This window comes from Bifidobacterium apicola, from assembly GCF_042846865.1.
Lineage (GTDB): Bacteria > Actinomycetota > Actinomycetes > Actinomycetales > Bifidobacteriaceae > Bombiscardovia > Bombiscardovia apicola.
The window spans coordinates 337439-355536 of the sequence record NZ_BAAFQQ010000001.1; the positions used below are offsets into that span (position 1 = coordinate 337439).

At 59.2% G+C, this 18098-nt stretch carries 18 protein-coding genes and 1 tRNA gene; 4 read left to right on the plus strand and 15 right to left on the minus strand.

The window, feature by feature from the left end; translation table 11 throughout:
- Positions 1-368: 368 nt before the first annotated feature.
- Genes ACGG9J_RS01590 through ACGG9J_RS01600 form a run of 3 tightly spaced genes read right to left on the minus strand, consistent with a single transcriptional unit; the run spans position 369 to position 3971 of the window.
- On the minus strand, positions 369-1391 hold the full coding sequence (locus ACGG9J_RS01590) for a nucleoside hydrolase (protein ID WP_390133006.1): 1023 nt from the start codon (positions 1389-1391) through the stop codon (positions 369-371).
- Positions 1388-2497, minus strand: coding sequence for a LacI family DNA-binding transcriptional regulator (locus ACGG9J_RS01595; protein ID WP_390133009.1), 1110 nt, complete (start codon positions 2495-2497; stop codon positions 1388-1390). The genes ACGG9J_RS01590 and ACGG9J_RS01595 overlap by 4 nt, the downstream gene beginning before the upstream one ends.
- Before the next feature lie 52 nt (positions 2498-2549).
- Complete coding sequence (locus ACGG9J_RS01600) at positions 2550-3971, minus strand: MFS transporter (protein WP_390133011.1); 1422 nt, start codon at positions 3969-3971, stop codon at positions 2550-2552.
- Positions 3972-4715: 744 nt separating this feature from the next.
- On the opposite strand from ACGG9J_RS01600, the gene ACGG9J_RS01605 reads away from it, so the two are divergent.
- The 4 genes from ACGG9J_RS01605 to ACGG9J_RS01620 all read left to right on the plus strand — a co-directional run bounded on the left by ACGG9J_RS01605 (position 4716) and on the right by ACGG9J_RS01620 (position 6825).
- Positions 4716-5165, plus strand: a complete 450-nt coding sequence (locus ACGG9J_RS01605; protein WP_390133014.1) for an ADP-ribosylglycohydrolase family protein — start codon at positions 4716-4718, stop codon at positions 5163-5165.
- A 52-nt stretch (positions 5166-5217) separates the two neighbouring features.
- Complete coding sequence (locus ACGG9J_RS01610) at positions 5218-5496, plus strand: ADP-ribosylglycohydrolase family protein (RefSeq protein WP_390133015.1); 279 nt, start codon at positions 5218-5220, stop codon at positions 5494-5496.
- A gap of 23 nt (positions 5497-5519) precedes the next feature.
- Positions 5520-5855 (plus strand): cytosine permease, encoded by a 336-nt coding sequence (locus tag ACGG9J_RS01615; protein ID WP_390133017.1) that lies wholly within the window; start codon positions 5520-5522, stop codon positions 5853-5855.
- Positions 5856-6690: 835 nt separating this feature from the next.
- Positions 6691-6825 carry a hypothetical protein gene (locus ACGG9J_RS01620; RefSeq protein ID WP_390133019.1) on the plus strand — a complete coding sequence of 45 codons (135 nt, stop codon included), beginning with the start codon at positions 6691-6693 and terminating at the stop codon, positions 6823-6825.
- A 130-nt stretch (positions 6826-6955) separates the two neighbouring features.
- Here ACGG9J_RS01620 and ACGG9J_RS01625 read toward each other — a convergent pair whose 3' ends face one another.
- From ACGG9J_RS01625 to glyA, 12 genes are all read right to left on the minus strand, one after another.
- Positions 6956-8041, minus strand: coding sequence for a glycerol dehydrogenase (locus tag ACGG9J_RS01625; RefSeq protein WP_390133021.1), 1086 nt, complete (start codon positions 8039-8041; stop codon positions 6956-6958).
- A gap of 128 nt (positions 8042-8169) precedes the next feature.
- On the minus strand, positions 8170-9123 hold the full coding sequence (locus tag ACGG9J_RS01630; protein WP_390133023.1) for a hypothetical protein: 954 nt from the start codon (positions 9121-9123) through the stop codon (positions 8170-8172).
- 95 nt (positions 9124-9218) lie between these two features.
- The gene (locus tag ACGG9J_RS01635) at positions 9219-9959 is read right to left on the minus strand and encodes a histidine phosphatase family protein (protein WP_390133026.1); all 741 of its coding nucleotides are present in this window, start codon (positions 9957-9959) and stop codon (positions 9219-9221) included.
- On the minus strand, positions 9952-10428 hold the full coding sequence (gene rsfS / locus ACGG9J_RS01640; protein ID WP_390133028.1) for a ribosome silencing factor: 477 nt from the start codon (positions 10426-10428) through the stop codon (positions 9952-9954). Before rsfS ends, ACGG9J_RS01635 begins: the two co-directional genes overlap by 8 nt.
- A gap of 41 nt (positions 10429-10469) precedes the next feature.
- Entirely contained in the window at positions 10470-11846 is a 1377-nt protein-coding gene (gene glmU, locus ACGG9J_RS01645) for a bifunctional UDP-N-acetylglucosamine diphosphorylase/glucosamine-1-phosphate N-acetyltransferase GlmU (RefSeq protein ID WP_390135276.1), read from the minus strand.
- 14 nt (positions 11847-11860) lie between these two features.
- The gene (locus ACGG9J_RS01650) at positions 11861-12658 is read right to left on the minus strand and encodes an HAD-IIA family hydrolase (RefSeq protein ID WP_390133030.1); all 798 of its coding nucleotides are present in this window, start codon (positions 12656-12658) and stop codon (positions 11861-11863) included.
- Between the two features lie 67 nt (positions 12659-12725).
- Positions 12726-12796 (minus strand) — tRNA-Gln (locus ACGG9J_RS01655).
- An 81-nt stretch (positions 12797-12877) separates the two neighbouring features.
- Positions 12878-13894, minus strand: coding sequence for a ribose-phosphate diphosphokinase (locus tag ACGG9J_RS01660; protein WP_390133032.1), 1017 nt, complete (start codon positions 13892-13894; stop codon positions 12878-12880).
- Between the two features lie 102 nt (positions 13895-13996).
- Positions 13997-14677, minus strand: coding sequence for a nicotinate-nucleotide adenylyltransferase (gene nadD / locus ACGG9J_RS01665; protein ID WP_390133034.1), 681 nt, complete (start codon positions 14675-14677; stop codon positions 13997-13999).
- A 5-nt stretch (positions 14678-14682) separates the two neighbouring features.
- A complete protein-coding gene (locus ACGG9J_RS01670) occupies positions 14683-15240 on the minus strand; it encodes a phosphoribosylglycinamide synthetase (RefSeq protein WP_390133036.1) in 558 nt (185 codons plus the stop codon).
- Positions 15237-16550: a glutamate-5-semialdehyde dehydrogenase gene (locus ACGG9J_RS01675; protein ID WP_390135277.1), complete on the minus strand. Its 1314-nt coding sequence runs from the start codon at positions 16548-16550 to the stop codon at positions 15237-15239. Before ACGG9J_RS01675 ends, ACGG9J_RS01670 begins: the two co-directional genes overlap by 4 nt.
- Positions 16551-16670: 120 nt before the next feature.
- Positions 16671-17978 carry a serine hydroxymethyltransferase gene (glyA, locus tag ACGG9J_RS01680; protein WP_101432241.1) on the minus strand — a complete coding sequence of 436 codons (1308 nt, stop codon included), beginning with the start codon at positions 17976-17978 and terminating at the stop codon, positions 16671-16673.
- Positions 17979-18098: the final 120 nt, after the last annotated feature.

Here is an 18098-nt window from a genome sequence, read left to right on the forward strand (position 1 = left end):
GTGTTACGGCACAGTCAAACTGCCATCATTGACTGTGGTCGACCTGTGAAAACGCTATGGTTTTCGGCTCTTACAATTGTGTTTTGGCAAAGCTGCCCCTAAGCAACGCAGAGCCATCACTACGGGCAATCGGGCATCGTGACCGGCGATAGTGATGCAGACAGCGTTTTAGGTCGTTGCTATAAGCAGGTTGACAATATTCCTGGGTTTTCGAAGGTCCAGGAGGCTGCCAAACAGCACATGACCGCCACCGCAAAGTCCAACCACTTGCGGAATAATTAGACGCGTACATGTGCTGCAGCCCCCATGACTAACTCATGAGATAGTGAAAAGGGCTCGGCCCGGATTTAAATCAGATCCTCGTAGCTTCAGCGAGGCAGAACAGCCTGCTGCCAGACCTGAATCATGCGTGAATTATCGACATCTGTGCAAAGTTCCACCTCATACGATCTGACACCACTGCCAGGCTGGTCACCATTCCTGTCAGCCAATAGCAGCTTGCCGCTGTCGGCAAGATTCACTCGTGCAGGACGAAGAGCAACCAGGTCCCTTTCAGCCAGCGCCAAGACGGATACCAGGTCATGAAGCCACATGCCATCGACCGGTCGAGTTCGTCTGCTGTATGTCAGCCACGGTCTCAACCAGTCGTCCATCGAGTCCTTCCACGGCGCCTTGCTTGCATCGGCCTCGGCGATCATGCGATCCCAGCATCGCTGGCTCAGATGCGTGCTCCTGGTCACATCAAGCGGAACCAAGGTGATGGGAATGCCGGATTCCAGCACCCGCCTAGCTGCCACCGGATCGACGGCGAAGTTGGTGTCCACCTCATCGCCGAATCCAATGGCACCGCCCATGATGCTGATCCTTTCGATATGGTCAACGACCTGTGGCTCATCACTGATCAGTCTGGCTATGTTGGTGAGAGGTCCTATGGCGGCAACGGACACCGGACCGCTGCAAGCAAGCACATCCTGCGCAAGCTGATCAGGCCCGGAAACCTCTGGTATGGCTGATGCCTTATCGGCGCTTGATGCATGGAACCCTGCCTGCGATCCCACGGCATTTCTCCATACTTCTGGCGCCTCGGGGCTGCTGGCCGCATTGAGCCTCTTGGTCAGCCAAGGCTGGCGTGATCCCTGCAGCGGGCCGTCCGCCCCTCGACGGACAAGAACATCCATGCGTCCCATGGATCTCAGCAAGGCCTCTGCACTCGAATAACCGAGATCAGAGGTAGTGTTGCCGAACACGGTCCATATTGCTCTGGTTTTGAGCTTTTCGGAACGCAAGGCATAGGCAATGGCCAGGGCATCATCGACGTTGGCTCCGGGCACACCGTTGCCCGGGTCACAGTCGACGATAATGTTGACTGCATCTTTCATTTCTATTTTCATACCTCATTTTGGCTGCATCCACAGCTACGGCCTACGACCAGCTGTGGAGCTGCCGGAATTGTGCCTAAACCAGTACGGACAGGAGCATCCGAACGATCTGTTGGAGCGACGGAAGTCTCGTAACCCCCTGATTTGTCGTCTCCATCATCGCCATTGTCCTGATAGGCGCCGTCCGGTTTCAGCAACACCTTGGCAATCTTGTCCGCTATCTCATCCTCGGACAGCTGGACGGCTGTCAGTGACGGAATCAAATATGCGGATTGGTCAGTCCCATTCATCGCCGCCAAAGCAACATCATCAGGCACTTTTTTGTCGCGCTGGGCCATGCCTGCCAGGAAACCCATGGCCTGAAGTTCATTCGAAGCAAAGACAGCCTCAACCTGATCGTCGACCAGCTCCGCCGCCTCGTATCCCCCCTGGCAGGTGTAGGGAACGAAGATCTCCTGCCCTGGCTCAAGGCCGGATTCACGTATGGCCCTCTTCCACCCACGGATTCTTTCCCGCGAATTGAGACGCTCCCGAGGGCCGGCAATGATGGCCAGCTTTTGATAGCCATGCCCTATCAGATGGGCTGTGGCCATCCTAGCCTCTTCGCTTTCGTCAAGGCCCAATCGAACCCGGCGCCCTGCAGAGGGACTCAATTCCTGTCCTTCCGGTTGGTTGAGCATAACCACGGTTCCCGGGTAGGTTTCGAGGGCATCCATGGGAAGAGGCTGGTCCACGCCATACCAAACCAGACCAGAGACCTGCTGACGCTGGAAGGATTCCAAGAGCTCCATCTGGCGACTGGGGTCATCGCTGGAATCGCCGACCAGGAGGGTCTTGCCCAAGGAGAAAAGCTTGTGTTCCAAAGCCTTGGTCATCTGAGCCAGGAAGGGATTGGCGAGGTCTGTCACCAGCAGGGCGTAGGTATCGCTGGTCCCGTTGGCCAGCGACTTGGCGATATTATTAGGCACATAGCCGGTTCGCCTGATGGCCTCTAAGACCTTGCGCCTGGTCTGCTCGGAGACTGGACGTGGACCATGATTGATCACATAGCTCACCACAGCGGATGAGGTACCCGCCTCCCTGGCCACGTCATCCCTTGTCGGACGCCTCGTCACCATTCCCCTCCTTGCAACTGGTCTTCTTACAGATTACCGATTCAATGGAGATTCATCAGATCGCATCATCAACCAGGGTCAGGTCCCGGCCACGGGTCTCAGGAGCGAAGAATGTCGTTATCAGACCGATCGCCGCCATCAGACAGTAGTAGACAGCCAAAGGCACCCAGGAGCTGAAGGCTGCCAGCAGTGCCGAGGCGACCATCGGAGCCGTGCCGCCGGAAAGGATGGAACCAAGCTCCTTGGCGACTGCCATCCGGGAATACCTGTGCTGAATGCCGAAGAGCTCAACACCGTAGGCCGCTTGGACTCCGAAGATGCCCAACGAAGCCACACCCATACCCACGATTATCACCAGGCTGACAACAATGGTGTTCTTTGACTGCAGCAGGGCAAAGGCCGGGAAGGCGTAGAGGACCAGAAGCAGGCAAAAGACGCGGTAGACAATCCTGCGGCCGAACCGGTCGGAAAGCCATCCGGAGAATGGGATGATCAGGAAGCCCAACAACGAGGCGATCAGCACTGCTGTGGTCGGCACAGATTTGTTCACGCCCAGTGTGACTACGTATCCGATAAGGAAGCTCTGCGAAAGATACGAGGGGCCGTTCTCTCCTATACGCAGACCAAGCATGACGAAGAAGGCCTTCCAGCCACCCTGGGACTTCTTCTCCTGCTTGCCTGCGGCAGCCAGAATAGCCTCTTCCTTCTTCCTATTGGCCTGATAGGAACGAAATGCCGGTGTCTCCTGCATGGAGCGACGCAGATAGACGGCGAAAAGCGCAATCAGGATCGAGACCAGGAAGGGAATCCTCCACCCCCAGGTGATCAGGCTGTCGTGGGGCAAAAGCAGGACCAAGAGCCAGACGGCAGAAGCCAGCAGGGTGCCCGAATTGGACCCGATGCCAATCAATGAGGAAACCAGGCCACGATGGTTGACAGGGGAATACTCGGCGAGCATCACTGCTCCTCCCGAAAGCTCGGCCCCAGCGCCGAACCCCTGGCATACGCGGCAAAGTATCAAGAGAACGGGCGAAAGAATGCCTACCATTTGGTACGTCGGCAAAAGCCCCAGGGCTGTAGTCGACAGACCCATCAGCATGACTGTGAAGACCATGATGAACTTGCGTCCGCGCTTATCGCCTATCTTGCCCAGGACAAAGGCTCCGACAGGCCTGGCTAGGAAGCCGACCGCATAGGTCGCGAATGAGGAAAGCAGAGCGATGACCGGCGTTTGCCCGGGAAAGAAGATGTCGCCAAAGACCAGTCCCGAAGCCAGGCCGTACAGGGCAAAGTCAACATACTCCATGGTTGTGCCCAACCATACAGCCACGATATTGGTCCAGAAGCTCTTTCTGCCCTCCTTGGTGCGGAAGTTGACATCAGCTGCCTGCTCCCGTTGATCAGACACTTCGGAATTTGACCTGGACCGCAGATTCACAGTTTCAGATTCTTCCCTCTTGGTCCGATTCGCTCCCATTTATGCCTCCTTGCAAGGGATCGCTACGATTTAATTGCGAATATCGTAGTTCTACCCGCGTAGATAGGAAAGCGGCATCGCTCGCATTCCATTGCTTACAACACGGTATTCTACGCGCGTAGTTTTCCTTGTCAAATCCAGATTTACACTGTTTCGCATACGTCCAAACAAATAGTTTGCAGTTCATGATTGCATAAGAAAGGCTCCAGGTCACTGCCGACAACACCTCTAATGGATGCTTAATCGGCCATTGCAAGCTTAGGCCCATGGCCCCTGGCTGAGCGCAGTAAAACAGTGATCATAGCGATCAAAGAGTTCCGACAAATGCAAACCCATAGTATTCGGAGGCAACGCATGCATACGCAACTACCTGGGTTCCTTTTACCCAATTCAGGGTATCTGCTCAGCGCTTCCGCGATCACTGCTGATGCGCTACACGGCAAAAGGCCGATATGGGCCTCATGCTTCATGGCAAATCGTGCTTATCGTGCTGATTGGACAGATTGCATCGATAATATTCAGTTAAGGCAGGATAATCCCGGTCCGAAGCATTGCGAAGATTTTTAGAGGGTGCTCGCGCGACAATGAGCACGCTTGAGGAAGGCGCCCTTGGCGCACTTACTGGACTTTCCTTGGGGGATGCGCTGGGCATGCCCACGCAGAGCACGAGTCCAATAGCCATGCATGAGGCCTACGGCAGATATTGCAGATCAACCCATCGCACCTGGCATGTCTGCGGGGTCTGTGACCAATGATACCGAGCAGGCGCTGATAGTAGCGGATCTGATTATCAAGGGCAGAAGACGCATCGATCCAGAACAGTTCGCTAAGCGCCTTCTCGCCTGGGAGGACGATATGAAGTCGCGTGGATCGCTCGATTTGTTGGGGCCCTCCACCAAGCTGGCTTTGGAACAAGTTCGCTGCGGCGCAGACATCGCGACTACTGGAAGGACCAGCACCACCAATAGTGCCGCCATACGAGTCATCCCCGTAGGGATAGCCAACAGTCCCGAGGACATCATCCGCCTGGCCAATCGCATCTACGAGTCATGCCAGGTTGCCCACGACACGGTCGCAGGATTCCGAAGCGCTGCGCCGATCGCTACGACAGTCAGTCTTGGACTTGAGGGAATGACCGTTCGCCAAGCTCTGAATGAGTCACTGCGCCTCGTGCGCGCCATGGAAAGCGCCTAGGGCTTGGACTCCCAAAGCATCGGTCCCTGCTCGGGCACGCCGGGCAATACGGTTGTCCGAAGAATTCAGCGATGAGGACGACTTCGAGCGCCACCTCATTGAAGACTGCGGCACATCTGTCGAATCCAACGGGTCTGTGTCGGCCTCCTTTGCCCTGGTCTGGAGGTTCGCCGACGATCCTCAATCAGCTCTGATCACTGCAGTCAACCTTGGCGGCGATACAGACACCATCGCTGCAATAATTGGATCAATGACCGGCCTTTTGCGCTGCTTTCCTTCATCGCCATCATCTTCGGCACTTCAGCTGATGCCAATCGCTCCCCTGTCCTGACCTTCGTCTGCATTGTCGTCTTCGTGGCTTTGACCGTTCTGGTCTCGGTTGCCGGTCACGCCTTCATCTCCCTGCTGGCCGTACCGCTGAGCACCTGGGCAGGCATCTTCCTGTCAGATATGATCTTCCACAAGCGTTACGAGTCGGACGGCTTTCTGAACCTTCAAGCCGATTCCCCTTACTGGTACTGGCACGGAGTCAACCTCCCGGCCATCATCAGCTGGCTGGCGGGGATAGTCGTCAGCTTCCTTTTCGTGACAGCCCAGGTCTCCAAGGACGAGGTCTGGTTCTCAGGACCGCTCGGTGGCAGCTTCCTGGGCCTGAATGGCCTGGCATGGCTGGTATATCCCTTCTCCTAAAAGGAATCCTCTATGCCATTTGCGCCTTTTCTCCAAGGATTCCGTGGCTGTGAGGAGCAGCGGCGATGACTGAGCCAAGGATCCTCCATCTCGGTCAGGTGATGGTTGACCTGAGTATGGACATCGACCACCTCCCTGAGTGCGGAAGGGACATTTTCGCAAGACGTAGTGCCATACAAGTCGGCGGTGGACACAACATGATCCACGCAGTCAGACAAATGGGAGTGATTGGCACAGGTCCGATGGCGGACATGGCCCGTGGAGCCCTTACTGCCTTGCATGTTCCCGCTGAGGGCCCGCACTGGATGACTGTGATACCGGATACGCGGCAGCCTTGATCGAGCCCTCGGGCGAACGCACTTTCGTACCGGCAAGAGGCGCGGAGACCCGCGTACCGGAGGGCACGCACGAAGGCATGAACATGGTTTCAGGTGATGTATCTATATGAAGCGGGTATTCCTTCTGTCACAAGGACAACACCCGCGGCCTGGTCGGATTTGCATGCATACGCCAGGGCGGAGGGGTCCCTGTGCTCTTTGATGTGGGACCTATGGTGGCTGATAATGAACTGAATGTGCTGAATGTGGTCAACGGAGTGCATTCAATCTGGTCGCTGAATGAACTTGAGGGACCAATCCTGGCGAAACGTCCAGGGCGCCAACCCGAAACTGGCGACGTAATAAGTCGGAATCCCTCTGCCGTTGGCTTTCGCTGAGACTGAACAGCCTGGTGGTTCTCAGGGCCGGAGCAAGTGGCGACTGGTACTGCCAGCCAAAGGATGCAATGCAGAGCCAGCACATTCCCACCCCTCAGGTCCATGCCATAGACACCAACGGTGCAGGATGCACACTCGGGCGTCCTCTGCGCAGGCATCTTCCAAGGTCTGCCCATTGAGAAGGCCCTGGTGCTGGTCAACTGTGCAGGTGCTCTTTCCACTGCACAGCGGGGGTCCAGCCACATGCCCAAGTGAAGAAGCCATACGAAAGGTCGCCAGCTCCCTGCAAGGGTGACCAGTGCAAAAACCAGACGAAACGAAGGCGGCCGTCGACTTCATGCCGGCGGCCGCCTGGCCCTTCAAAAAGGGACCGGAGAATGGTGCATCAGAGCTGCTTGCCCAGCTGATCGGCCGCACGCAGGGCGTGAGCCACATCGGTGGGAGTCACCTCGAAGGGCATATTGCCCATGGTCTCGTCAGGACCGCAGGCATGCTCGCCAACCTTGAGCAGATCCTCATCGCTGGCCTGGCCGATGCCAATCTGCTCCAGAGAGGTGGGCAGACCCACGCTGCGGAAGAAATCGTAGACCCTACGTGTCTCCTCCAGAGGACGATCCTCAAGGACCAGCTGGGCCAGGGTGCCGAAGGCCACTTTTTCGCCATGCAGCATGGAGTGGGTGCCATCCAGGGCAGTCATACCGTCATGAATGGCATGGGCCGCAGCCAGTCCGGAGCTCTCGAAGCCCAGACCGCTCAGCAGGGTGTTGGCCTCGATGATCTTCTCCAGGGCGGCTGTGCGCACACCGGCCTTAACAGCAGCCACGGCCTTGACCCCATCCTCCAGCAGGGTGTCGCGGCAGAGACGGGCCAGAGCGAAGGCAGCCATGGTGGCGTGGCCTCCGGTCATGGTCACAGCGTTCGACTGCACACAAGCGGCTGCCTCATAGTAGGTGGCGAAAGCATCGCCAAGTCCTGATACTAGAAAGCGCGCCGGAGCCTTAGCAATGACATCGGTATCCATAAGGACCACGTTGGGATTTGCAGGCAGAGGCAGATAACGGTCAAAGACACCTTCGGGAGTGTAGAGCACTGAGAGCCTTGAGCAGGGCGCATCTGAGGATGCCGCTGTAGGCACAATCATGACTGGAAGGTGGGCGAAATGGGCCACGGCCTTGGCGGTATCCAAGGTCTTGCCGCCGCCGATGCCGATCACAGCGTCGCTGTCGCCCAAGTGGGCCCGATGGCGGTCGATCTCCTCCATGGAGCACTCGCCGTCGAATTTCATCAGTTCGTAGGGGATCCCATCGCGCTCAAAGGAAGCGACAATGTCGTCGTGGTAGAGCCCGTCGATGACCGGATCGACGATCAGATGGGCGCCCTTGGCGCCCAGAGCTGCGTATTCTCCGGCCAGCTTTCCCATGGCACCCTCCTGCTGAACATAGGAGCCGGGAGAGCACAGAACCTTGCGCATAAACACACCTTTCTCATTGCTGATCCCGCCTTCAGGACCAGGCCCTTAGTGACGAGCCTCTTGGCCCATCTAAAAGTGACCCTAGTCACATTACATGGTGGGATAGGTGTGCCGCGCCGAGCGGCAGATCAGTTATGAGGCGAGGGGTTGGTTGTGCTCGTCGGCGACGACTGTGGTGTGGAAGCCGTGCTTGAGGGGCTGGGCGTGGAGCCTGTCGCGTCGGCAGACGGCGAAGGCGAGCTCGTGGAGTTTCCACCCTGCTGCTGACCCTGCCCGGCTCCCTGTTCGTTGCCCTGATTCTGATTCGTCCCTGAAGGCTGATTTTGGGGAGCACCCGGGGTCGTCCGGCCTTCTGGCTCCTCGGTGCGTCCCGAGGGCTTGGATGGGGTCTCTTCATCCTGGCTAGGAGTTACCTGGCTAGTCGAGGGACTGACCACGTTGCGAACCACCTTGTCGGTGCCTTCGCCTTTGGTCAGGGCATTGATGGCCAGGGCAGACAGCAGTACGGCCACCAGAGCGCTGACCACTGAGACGATGATGACGTTGCGGCGTCTCTGATCCAGTTTCTTCTTGCTGTTGGCCGCAATGGGAGCCACGTGAGTACGAGGACCATTGCTGGACGAAATAGTCCTGCCTGTTTTGGCAACGGACTCTTTGTCAGTGCCATGCATGACCTTGGTCGGGTCATCAACAGGAGGCATGACCTGTGTGGATCCATCTACCGGTGCCATGGCATGGGTTGATCCGTCAGCAGCATCGCAGGAATTATTCGAATGACCATTCCTCTGGGCAGGCAGCGTAGTGGTCTGTCCATCCGCGGCTGAATCGGCATTCGGATCCGTCTTGGAATCGTCATCATCCTGGTCGGCACTGCCAACCACAGACTCCTGAAGCTTCTGGCCAGAAGCTTCCAAAACATTCTTGTAGATCTGCGAAGCCACGGCAGAAACAATGGAACCGATGGCTACGCCGATGATGGATCCCGCCACGCCGATCTTGGCCGCCAACCAGAAGGAGGTCATGGCTGCAAGAGCGCCGGCGATGATCTGCGCCCAGGAAATGTCATGAAAGAACTGCTTCACTCCGACCCCTTTTGATCCAACGGCTGGTGGCTGCGTTCTTATGGTAGCCGGTCGTCATGGCGATCCTGTAATGGTCGATCGACCACCCAATGACCTCAGTCAGTCTGGACCAGCCCCCGGGGATTGTCCCAGTCTCCACGCATGGCGATGGCCGGACCACGATTGTAGTCGATCATTGACCAGCGCAGACCGCCGTCTGGCAGGTCTCGCGGCATCAATCGGGCCCAGTGGGCGTTCCGCATGGTGACCAGACCCAAATATTCCGGATATTCACTGGTCATGCCTAGCAGAGCTTGAAGAGCCTGAGCTATGAAGGACCCATGGGAGAAGACCATGAGATCCGTGTCCGAACCGGCACGACGGATCCAGCGGTTCAGGGTTTCCAAACCGCGTCTGCCCACCTGAGCCTTGGTCTCGGCACCGTGGAGCAGCTCTCCCCCGGCACCTCGAGACCAGGATTCGTAGTCCTCTGGCCAGCGTTGACGAACTTCTTCGGCGCTGGCTCCCTCCCACTCGCCGAAGCTGCGTTCGCGCAGCCCAGGATCAAGATGGACCGGCTGGCCCAGGGGGTCGGCAAAGGCATGGGCGGTGGCGGCAGCCCTGCCCAGGTCAGAGGAGACCACCAGCAGGCGGCGGTCTTGAGGAGCGCCATCCACGTACTCAGCCCGGAGCTCCTCGGCAGCCCTCTCCACCTGCCAGCGGCCCACGCTGTTGAGGGGGATGTCGATCTGGCCCTGCATCCGGTGCTTCGCATTGTATGAGGTCTGTCCGTGGCGGACCACGGTCATGGAGCGCACATGCCGTCCGTCCTCGACGGTGGCAACCGAGTCAGTCATGGCTTTCCTGAGGGTCGGCGAAACGGCTGCGCAGATCATCCCCATTCAGATCGTCCGCCTTGGAGGCCAGCTGGCTATCCGGGTCATCATCGGCGAGGGTGAAGGGGTGCTCCAGCTGCAGGTCCACCTGGGGGCAGTCCTTCCAAAGCCGTTCCAGATCGTAGTAGGCCCGGGCCTGCTTGTGCATGATGTGGATGACGAAATCACCGTAGTCCAGCAGAACCCACTGGGCCTCCTGTACGCCCTCCCGCGAACGGGGGTCCAGATTCTTCTGCAAATGGAGCTGCTTCTCCACCTCCTCGGCGATGGCCAGGACCTGACGTTCGTTGCTGCCGGTGGCCACCATGAAGATGTCGGTGATGGCGATCGGCTGTGAGACGTCGAAAGCCACGATGTCCATAGCCTTGACATCGTTAGCGGCCCGAGCGGCCACCCGGACCGCGTCGATGGATTCCTGCAATGCTGGCACTTGTCACGCCTTTCCTTGTTGTGAAGAAGATGGTGTCATGGTTACCGCTCCCAGGCAGGCTTCCAGTCCGGAACCTGATGCTGGTCATTGGTGGAGTAGACCATGGCCCCATCCTCGACCGGATGACGGATGACCGATCCTGCCCCGGTGGTGACCCCATCGCCCACCTGAACGGGAGCCACGAAGAGGTTCCCAGCGCCCACGTGCACCTCCGACCCGATCTCGGTACGGTTTTTGTGCACGCCATCGTAGTTGGCCGTGATCGACCCGCCTCCCACGTTGCTGTCGTGGCCTATGTGAGCATCCCCGACATAGGAAAGATGGGGCACCTTGGTCCCGTGATCGATGGTGGCCTTCTTCATTTCCACGAAGGCCCCGGCCTTGGTGTCCTCGGCAAGTACGTTGCCAGCCCTCAAATAGGTCCAAGGACCGATGTTGGCCCGTGCTCCGATCCTGGTCTCCTGTACACGGGAACGCTCCACCTTGGCCTGCGGCTCGACGATGGCATCTATCAAGGTGGTATATGGTCCGATGACTGCGTCCGCGGCGATCTCGGTATGACCCTGCAGGAAGCATCCGGGCAGAATGACGGCATCTTGCTGGATGACCACATCGTCCTCGATCCAGGTGGTGGACGGGTCCAGAATGGTCACCCCCTGGCGCATGAACTCCTGGCATACCCGCAGATTATGGGCCTTGGCCAGTTCGGCCAACTGGATCCTGTCGTTGACGCCTTCGACCTTGAGCGGATCAGGGGCGGCGAAAGCCCCGACCCTGCCTAGGCGACGGGCCGTTTCCAGGGCATCGGTCAGATAGAACTCCCCCTGGGCATTGCTGTCGTCCAAACCACGGACCGCCTGTCGTAGCAGATCCGCCTCGAAGACATAGACGGAGGTGTTGACCTCCTTGACAGCCAGCTCAGTGCCGGTGGCATCCCGCTGTTCAACAATGCGAAGAACCCGTCCATCCTGGTCGCGAATGATGCGGCCGTATCCGGTTGGGTCTTCCAAATTGACCGTCAGCACCGTGGCCCCGTCACCCGAACTCACGTGGTAGTCAAGCAGACTATGCAGCGTATCCGTGTCCAGCAGGGGCATGTCCGAGGCCACAATCAGCACCTGGCCGTCGTGCCTGAGCTCCCCATCCAACTGGTCTACAGCGCACTGGACCGCACGTCCCGTGCCCGGTCTGCTGTCCTGGCGAACAATGCGCACCTCAGAATCGTATGAGCATGCAGCCTGCGCCACCAGGTCGGCCTGATGATGAACCACCACTGCCGTCAGCTCGGGATTCAAAGCGGTCACTGAGGTCATGACCCTCTGCAGGAAGGTCTTGCCGGCCAGGGTGTGCAGAACCTTGGGATGGGCCGAGCGCATACGAGTGCCCTCGCCTGCGGCCAGAATAATGCCAGCGGTCAGCGTCTGCCCGCCGCTCAAAACTCCACCACCCCGCTCTCGGCGATGCCGATCAGATCCTGAATGGAATCCACCACCTGGTCAGGCCGGAAGGGGAAGGTCTCCACCTCCGGACGTGTGGTGATGCCGGTCAGTACCAGGAAAGTGTTCAGACCAGCCTCGACTCCAGCCACCACATCAGTATCCATACGGTCACCGATCATGGCCGTGGTCTCAGAGTGGCCGCCCACCCTGTTCAGAGCCGTACGGAACATGATGGGATTGGGCTTACCAACGAAGTAAGGCTCCCGGTTGGTGGCCTTGGTCACCAGGGCCGCCACCGCGCCGGCTGCCGGCAGGACGCCGTTCTCGCTGGGGCCGGTGGCGTCCGGGTTGGTGCAGATGAAGCGGGCGCCGCCCAGAATCAGGCGGATGGCTGTGGTGATGGACTCAAAGGAGTATGTCCGAGTTTCGCCCAGGATCACATAATCAGGATTGATGTCGGAAAGAATGAACCCGGCCTCATGCAAGGCCGTGGTCAGCCCGGCCTCGCCGATCACATAGGCCGATCCCCGTGGCATGGTCCGGGACACGAAGTCCGCGGTGGCCAGCGCAGAAGTCCAGATCCGATCCTCGGGCACGTCGATGCCCGAACGACCAAGGCGGGCCGAAAGGTCACGTGGGGTGTAGATGGGATTGTTGGTCAGCACCAGGTACTGGCGGTTGTTGCGCTTGAGGGTGTCGATGAATTCGGCAGCTCCGGGCAGGGCCGTGTTCTCGTGCACCAGCACGCCGTCCATATCGGTGAGCCAGGTTTCGATCTTCTTGACTGCCAAGACAGTTCCTTTCGGTTGGTCACCGACCCCAAGGAGGCCGTCTCCGACCGGAATCGGCGAGCGTAAGCTCCCCCACCTGGATTCGAACCAAGACTAAGGGTTCCAAAGACCCGTGTGCTGCCTTTACACCATGGGGGAAAAGCGGAACCTTCAGGCACCGCCAGGTTTATTATGCCACAGCCGGACGATTACGCCACGCCATGCCGGGCAGGCAGAGCGTTAAGCGAAAAGGAAGCCCTGACCGTGATGCGCTGGATAAGTATCGAAGAGCCGGGCCACCGAGCCATCCTCGAAGACCGCCTTGATGGCCGAGGCGAGCAGAGGCGCGATGGACAGGACAGTCAGGCCGTCCCAGCGCTTCTCCTGGGGAATAGGGACCGTGTCGGTCAGAATGACCTCCTTGGCCTGGCAGGACTTGAGTCGTTCCACGGCAGGCCCGGACATGACTCCATGGGTGGCCACGATGGTGATGGAGTTTGCGCCGGCCTCATCCAGCACGTTGCAGGCTTCGGCAATAGTGCCACCTGTGTCGATCAGGTCATCCACCAGCACACAGTCCAGGCCGCGCACGTCGCCCACTACCCGATGGGCCACAGCCTTGTTGGGCTGGGTGATGTCGCGGGTTTTGTGGATGAAGGCCAAGGGTACGCCTCCCAGGCGCTGGGCCCACTGCTCGGCCACTCGGATGCGGCCGGCATCGGGAGAGACCACAGCAACCTTGGACAGGTCCATCCTGTCGCGCACATAGTCGACCAGCACAGGCATGGCGATCAAGTGGTCCACAGGCCCATCGAAGAAGCCCTGTGACTGGGCGGCATGCAAATCGACCGACATGATTCGATCCGCACCAGCCGCCTTGAGCAGGTCGAACATGAGCCGGCAGGAGATTGGCTCGCGACCGAGGTGCTTCTTGTCCTGACGGGAATAGCCCAAGAGTGGGCAGACTGCGGTGATGGATCGCGCCGAGGCCCTCTTGAGGGCATCAATCATGATCAGCTGCTCCATGATGGACTTGTTGACCGGGTCGGCGTGGGTCTGCAGGACGAAGACATCTGCTCCACGCACCGACTCCGTATAGCGCACATACATCTCGCCGTTGGCAAAGTCGTATGCTGTCGTCTCCAGGACGTCAATGCCGAGTTGATCGGCCACGTCCGCCGCGAGTCTGGGATGGGTCCGGCCTGTGACAAGTATGAGATTTTTTCCTGGTCTGCCTTTGAGTATCGCGCTCACCATATCTCCAAACGTTGTTTTCGCTGAAGCGGACAGACTCCATAATAATGGCGCGCGCTGACACAGCAACGCAGTCCGTGTTGGCGAGTCTGCGGTACACAGAGCTCAGGAAGCCGAGCGGTAGAGTCCGTGTTTGTTGATGTATTGAACCACCCCGTCCGGGACCAGATACCAGACAGGCATGCCTCGAGCCGAACGACGGCGCACATCCGTGGACGAGATGGACAGGGCCGGAATCTCCAGAGTATCAACCCGTTGGGCGGGCACCTGCAGATCGCGCAGACTGGATGAGTAGCCGGGACGGGAAACGGCCACAAACTTGGCCAGATCCCACATCGTGTTGGCATCCTTCCAGCGCATGATCTCTGCCACGGCATCCGCCCCAGTGATGAAGAAGAGGTCACTGTCGGGACGCATCCGCTTAATGTCACGCAGAGTGTCCACCGTGTAGGTGATGCCAGGACGCTCGATATCCACCCGAGAAACCGTGAACTTAGGGTTGGATGCCGTGGCGATCACGGTCATCAGATAGCGATCCTCAGCATTGGTAACCGTCTTGTTCAGCTTGAATGCCGGGCGACCGGTGGGAACAAAGATGACCTCATCCAAGCCGTAGACCCATGCCACCTCCGAGGCAGCCACCAAGTGTCCGTTATGAATGGGGTCGAAAGTGCCTCCCATGATCCCCACCCGGGGTCGACGATTGGAATGGGCCGACCCAGAGGCACAATCAATATCTGAAGGCTCCTGTCCAGATTCCTCCTCCCTGGACAGCTCGGACATCATCCGATTCACCCCTGCTCGCCCTCCCGTCTGGCTTCTGAGGCGTTCTCCTCGTTTTCGGACTTGACCTCCTGGCGCATCTGCTCGGCGCTGGGGTTGACCCGGTCAGGATCAATCCGCTCCATATCCGCATTCCACTCCTCCTGGACCACGCGACGGATCTCAGAATAGGTGGGCAGGGGAAAGCCCGGCTGATAGGCCCTGCGAACCTGGGCCACGCATCCGGTGATAGCCACCAAGGAGTCAGACAGATCAGCGATGCGCCCCTCCTGCTCCTGCTGGCGAAAAACAGGCACTCGCTCCTCCATCACAGTGATGTCATGCCTGACCTGATTGAGTTGTTCCTGATCCAGATCACGCACATCATCGGCATTCTCGTCAGGCCATCCGATCAGAACAGAATCGGCGTACTCAAGACAAGAACGCTGCCCTGCATCAGGGATGCCATCCTCGATTTGCACCAGAAAGACATAACGCAGCAGGCTCAGCCGCTCAGAAGCCACCCTGAGCCAGATGCGCGGGTTGTCATGCTCGCGCTGGAAGAGCTCTTCGATTTTCTCGTTCACGGCCGTACCTGCCCCCGGCCGTAGCCGATCCACTTGGTAGTAGTCAGCTCCTGCAGACCCATCGGCCCACGAGCATGCAGCTTCTGGGTGGAGATGCCCAGCTCAGCACCCATGCCGAACATGCCGCCATCGGTGAATCGCGTTGAGGCGTTGACCATGATCACAGCCGAATCCACTCTACGTGAGAACTCCTCCACTGCCTCATAGTCCCGGGCCAGGATTGCCTCAGTATGGCCAGTGGAGTGACGGTTGATGTGCTCGATGGCCTGGTCCAAGGTGTCCACCACGCGGACCCCCATCTTCAGATCCAGATACTCGCGGTCCCAGTCAGCCTCTTCTGCGCGGACCAACAGTTCTTCAGGCAGACCATGCCCGGCGAGGATGTCCATGGAAATTGCGTCCAGGTGCAGCTCGACCTGAGACCGAGTCAGCGCTTGAGCCACACGTGGCAGGAATTCAACGGCCGCATCCCTGTGGACAATCAGCTTTTCAGCGGCGTTGCAGACGCCCACCCGCTGGGTCTTGGCGTTGACGATGATGGGGATGGCCTGATCCATATCCACCGAGCGGTCCACGTAAATATGGACATTGCCTGCCCCGGTCTCGATGGTAGGCACGGTGGCCTGCTCAATTACGCTGCGGATCAGCCCTCGGCCACCCCTGGGCACCAGCAGATCGATATGGCCGCGTGCCTTCATCAGAGCCTGGGCCCCCTCGCGACCGTATCGGTCGACGGAAGCCACCAGAGCCGGATCCAACCCTTGCTCACGAAGCACCCCGCCTATCAGCTCCACCAGCGCGCGATTGGTGCGTTCGGCCGCGTGGCCCCCTCGCAGGAGGGCTGCATTGCCGGACTTGAGGCAGAGGGCCACCACATCAATGGTGACGTTGGGCCGAGCCTCGTAGATCATGGCGACCACGCCCAGAGGGACCCGCACCTGATTGAGCCGCATGCCGTTGGGCATGTCATGGCCACGAACCACCTCGCCCAGGGGGTCGGTCAGCCCCGCCACCATGCGCACGCCACGGGCGGCGTCCGCGATACGAACCTTGTCCAAGCGCAGACGATCGATCAGACCGGCGCTCATTCCTTCTTCAAAAGCTTGAGTGCAGTCCTGCTCATTGACTGCGGCAATCTGATCGGCCTGATCGATCAAGGCATCGGCCAGGGCCAGCAAGAGGGCGTTTCTGGCCTGGCCGGTCATGCCCGCGAGGCTAGCTTGTGCAGCAGCCGCCGCATCGGCCATGGCGCAGACCCAATCGAACACATCCTGACGATCGGAGTTGTCGTTTTCACTCATGTTCGTCAGATCCTTTCGCCCTCACGGGTCTGCCAGACCCATATTTCTGTACCGATTGTAACCCTCGGCGAGGGCAATGACGACAGGAGGAGGGAGGGCATTGCTGCACCTCCCTCCTCCAAGGGCCGATCAGTGGGTCTGATCCAGCTCAGGATAGAGCGGGAAGGCCTCGACCAGCCGGTCCACCCGGGCCTTGAGGGCATCCAAGTCCGCCTGGGGACCCTGGGCCAGCGCGGTGCCGATCACATCGGCAACCTCCTCGTACTGGGCCGGGCCGAATCCGCGAGTAGCCAGGGCGGAGGTCCCGATGCGCAGACCGGAGGCCACAGATGCCGGGCGCGGGTCGAAGGGCACCGTATTGCGGTTGACAGTGATGCCGATCTTGGCCAGCAAATCCTCCCCCTGGCGGCCGTCCATCTCGCTGTTACGCAGATCCACCATGACCAGGTGGACGTCCGTACCTCCAGTGAGCACAGTGATGCCGTTGTCGGCCACGTCCTTGGCCATCAGGCGCTCAGCCAAAATCTTTGCGCCCTCCAGAGTGCGCTCCATACGTTCCTTGAATTCAGGCGTGCCGGCCAGCTTGAAAGCCACAGCCTTGGCGGCGATCACATGCATGAGCGGGCCGCCCTGGTTGCCGGGGAAGACCGAGGAGTTGAGCTTCTTGGCGTACTCCTGACGAGCCAGGATGAATCCGGACCTGGGTCCGCCCAAGGTCTTGTGAGCCGTGGAGGAGACCACATCGGCATAGGGCACCGGGCTGGGATGCAGACCGGCTGCTACCATACCCGCGAAGTGGGCCATATCCACCCAGAACTTGGCTCCCACCTCGTCGGCGATTTCCTTCATGGCTGCAAAATCCTCAATGCGCGGATAGGCACTCCACCCGCCGATGATCAGCGCAGGATGGGTCTCCAAGGCCCGCTGACGAATGATCTCGGGTTCGATGCGGAAGGTGTCCGGATCAACCCCGTAGGATTCGGCATGGTAAAAGCGTCCGGAGAAGTTGATCTTCATGCCGTGGGTCAGGTGTCCGCCGTGGTCCAGGGCCAGGCCCAGCACGGTGTCGCCGGGCTTGATTAGGGCCTGATAGACGGCGGCGTTGGCCTGGGCGCCCGAATGGGGCTGGACGTTGGCATACTCGGCTCCGAACAGGGCCTTGGCGCGGTCCCGGGCCAGGTTCTCGACCCGATCTACCCACTCGCATCCGCCGTAGTAGCGTCTTCCCGGATAGCCCTCGGCATACTTGTTGGTCAGCACGGATCCCTGGGCCTGCAAGACGGCCTTGGGCACGAAGTTCTCAGAGGCGATCATCTCCAGACCGCCACGCTGACGCTCCAACTCTCCATCCAGCAGTGCAGCGATCTCCGGATCCACCTGCGAGATCGAAGAGTTCAGGACATCGTAGGATTGCTGTACCGGGTTCTCTTCGACCATGGGTCGCTCCTTTGTGTTTGGCTTACAGCCTCGGATACAGGGGCTGGTGGGCAATACTGTACGCCATGCCGCCCCCGGCAGGCCTTCGCGTCCATAGACAGTTTCCTCCGCGAGCCGAGC